3 protein-coding genes are annotated in these 3,335 nt (G+C 22.2%); all 3 read left to right on the top strand.

Annotated elements, in window-relative coordinates:
• Positions 1–630 (top strand): hypothetical protein (locus ACOTVC_RS08440; RefSeq protein WP_421628307.1); only part of this gene is annotated, 630 nt, incomplete at its 5' end.
• Positions 631–1,010: 380 nt separating this feature from the next.
• A complete protein-coding gene (locus tag ACOTVC_RS08435) occupies positions 1,011–2,087 on the top strand; it encodes a hypothetical protein (protein ID WP_421628305.1) in 1,077 nt (358 codons plus the stop codon).
• 2 nt (positions 2,088–2,089) lie between these two features.
• A partial coding sequence (locus tag ACOTVC_RS08430) for a hypothetical protein (protein WP_421628304.1) occupies positions 2,090–3,335 on the top strand: 1,246 nt, incomplete at its 3' end.

The raw sequence follows: 3,335 nt of genomic DNA, 5'->3' as shown, positions 1-3,335 counted from the left end.
TATCAAAATGCTAAAGATATATACAAACTATTTAAGAGCAACGAAGAAGAATTTAAAAAAGTTTTTGTAGAACAAAACTTAAATCAAGAATTAAAACTTAATCAAAAAGAATTATTAAATTATATGCATCATTTTAAAAAAGATTTTAAATTTATGCAAATTTTAGGTTTAGACAATGCTTATTTGGTAGCTCTTAAAAATAAGGATGTATTATTTGGTTTGCAAATGCAAAATAATCTTAATTATTTTTATCTTGCTTCTAATAGCACTACTGATTTAAAAGAAATTAATAATTATTTAAATGTTGCGGATGAGTTTCTTGTCTTTATGAGTGAAATTGAAAAATTACCATCTAAGTATAATTTAGGTAAAATAATGTTTGAAATTAATTTTATGACTTATAATATCTTGTTTTTTGGTTTTACTTTAGATACAAATCTTATGTGTTCTATACCTCAAAAAGAACAGTTATTAAAAAATATGATTAATTCTTATAAAAAAATAAATTTATTTCATGATGCGGATTTAAAATTTCAAGATCAAGAATTATACGAAACAATATATGGTGCTAAAAAACCTAATCGTCTAATAAATTTTGCTAAAGGAAGATTAAATGCATGCGGAAAATAATTTAAATTTTAAAGATAATTTTTAAATTATATAGGAAAAATAAATGTCTATTTATAAAGAATGCGAAGTTTGTAAAACAAAAATCAATAAATTACAAAATATTTGGAATATATTCTCAGGCAAATTAGAAATAAAATGTAAAAATTGCAAAAGTAAATATGGAGTTTCTAATAAAGTTATAGATTGGGTGTATAGTATTTTTTGTGAAAACTTATTACTCTTTCCACCAATTGTATTTTTAAATTTCATATATTTAGGTAGATATTTTTCAAAATATGGATTATTTGAAATGATATGTTATTTATCAATAATCATTCTTTTTGGTAGAAAACTAATAAATATTGTTTTACTTCTTCTTTGCAAATTAAAAAGGCTAGAAAATGAGAGATAAAATTTTAAAAAGGGTATTAAAATTATGTTTTTTTACATTTTTTATTTACAACACCGCTTATGCTTTGTGTACTGATGAGTTGAGCGATGAGGATTTAAAATTTATACAAAATACAAATTTAAATCAAGTTAATTTTAAATGCAATATAAACAATCAAACATATTATTACAGCAATCTCACCCGAAAAGAATATTTACAAAACTTAGAAGAACTTAAGGCGATTTATTTTAATCTGAACAAAGAAGAATTAAAAACACTAAGCTATGTCATCTATCTTAATGAAGCACTTTTTTATCTAAAACTTGATTTGAATTTTTTAAAAAACTTTTTCTCTGTACAAAAAAACGATATTTCAAACCTTGAAGACTTAAGAAGTTCTCATTATAAGCAAATAGAAAATATCCTAACATTAAATCAGAAAAAAGAATTACAAAACTCTTTTGTTTTAGCAGATCAAATTTTACAAAAAAATGAAATTGCAAAAGATTATATTGATATTTCTTCCAAGCTTATAGAGCAGAGTAAACTAGAAAATAAAGAAATTTTAAAGTATATTGAAAATTCAAATAAAGATATCTTCTCTCTTAAAAATATCAATCAATTAATCTTTTTTTATAATACAAATTTACTTATAAATGAAGCTAAAAATTATCCACAAAGATTAGCTCTTGCTTATGATAAAAATGAAGCATTAAAACTTTTAGAAATACTTTTAAAAACAATGAATAAAATTTCAAATAAAGAAGATAAACTCGTGCTTTTGCAAAATGCTTTAATTACTTACGATAAAGCAATATCAAGCTTGAATATTGATTTACCACTGAATGAGCAAAAATATAAAAGAATAATCAAAAGAAAAGAATATATTATTTTAATGGGACGATTTTTTCAAAGTGATGCGTTTGCTTATTTTAATACCAATCTAAAAAGAAAATTTGATTTTAAGGATGATTTTATTCAAATTTTTCCAAAAAGAACGAGTGAAATTTTAAAACTCATTGCAATTTACAATCAAACAAAAAAAACTTTAATACTTACAAAAGAAGCTTTAAAATATAAGGAATAAATATGTCAGACAAAAATGACTTAATAATACCCGAAGAGATTAGACAAGCTTGGGATGAAATAGAACCTATTTTAGATTATGGAAATACTATTTTAGAAACTTTCAACTCTTGCGGATTAATTTGCAAAAAAGTTCCTATTACTGGCGATGTTATCAATTTTATTTTGATCTGGGATGAAGAAAAAAGCGTAAGCAAAGCTATAGCTAATTTAGGAATAGATAGAATAACTGATTTAACAATTATCATCTCTGCCATTATGGATTTGGGAATGACACTTGATAACATAAAAGATATTGAAAACTCTAGAGAAGAAGCTAAAAAATTTACTTTTAGTTTAATTGACTCTTTTACAAGCAATAAAACTCAACAAGCATTTAATCTTTCCAATAACTCTCTCTACCCCTACTACAAAAACATACAAAATTCCTTTGCTCCTTTATGTTCTATAGATAATAAAAATAGTAATTTGTTAAAAGAATTTAATTTTGATGGTTTTTCTTGTAATTTTTACAATAATAATATTTTCAATCAAAGTCTTAAATATTTAGATAATATACAAGATGAAAAAGAATATATCAATGAGTATAAAATATTTTTGGAAAATCTTAATCACTTTAATCAAGAATATAATAATTATAAACTTATGTCTATACAAGTAATCAATAATTTAAAAATAGCCTATATACAAAAACTATCTTTAGAAGATATCAACAACATTAACATCGATTCAAAACCCTATTTATTAAAAGCTTTATATTTTTGTGAAGATTATGTTTTATATGATAAAGATAAGCAAGCTTTATTTGATGAAAACACAATAAAAGAATTAGAATTTAACTCTAGCTTTTATACTATCTTTATCTCTCATAAAAACAAACTAAATGATACTTATTTAAATGCAAGAAAAGAACTTTATAAAAGTATTGATGAATTTAAAAGACTTGGTTTTAAAGATTTAGAACATGCTTATCAAACTTATATGAGCTCTTTTATTATCAATGAAGAATTAAATAGCAAAGATAAAACAATCAATAAAAATGAAAATAAAGAAATAAATAAAAACTTAAATCAAGAAAGTGATACAAAAGAAAGTATAAATTTCAAAGAACTTTCTTTAAATTCAAACCAAGAAAACAATACAAAAGAAAATACAGACACTATAATAAAAAATACAAATTTTAACAATGAAACTTCTTTAAAAACAAAACAAAGCAATACCATTATAGATGATATAAAAGAAGATTTTA

The sequence above is a fragment of the Campylobacter sp. GB48 genome (assembly GCF_049221845.1).
Lineage (GTDB): Bacteria > Campylobacterota > Campylobacteria > Campylobacterales > Campylobacteraceae > Campylobacter_D > Campylobacter_D lari_C.
The sequence above is the reverse complement of the archived record's forward strand: the minus strand, read 5'-3'. Positions and strand labels throughout refer to the sequence as shown.

What these genes read in the sequence shown, in the direction of transcription:
- ACOTVC_RS08435 (WP_421628305.1), top strand. Translation starts at nt 1,011, where the DNA reads ATGAGAGATAAAATTTTAAAAAGGGTATTAAAATTATGTTTTTTTACA.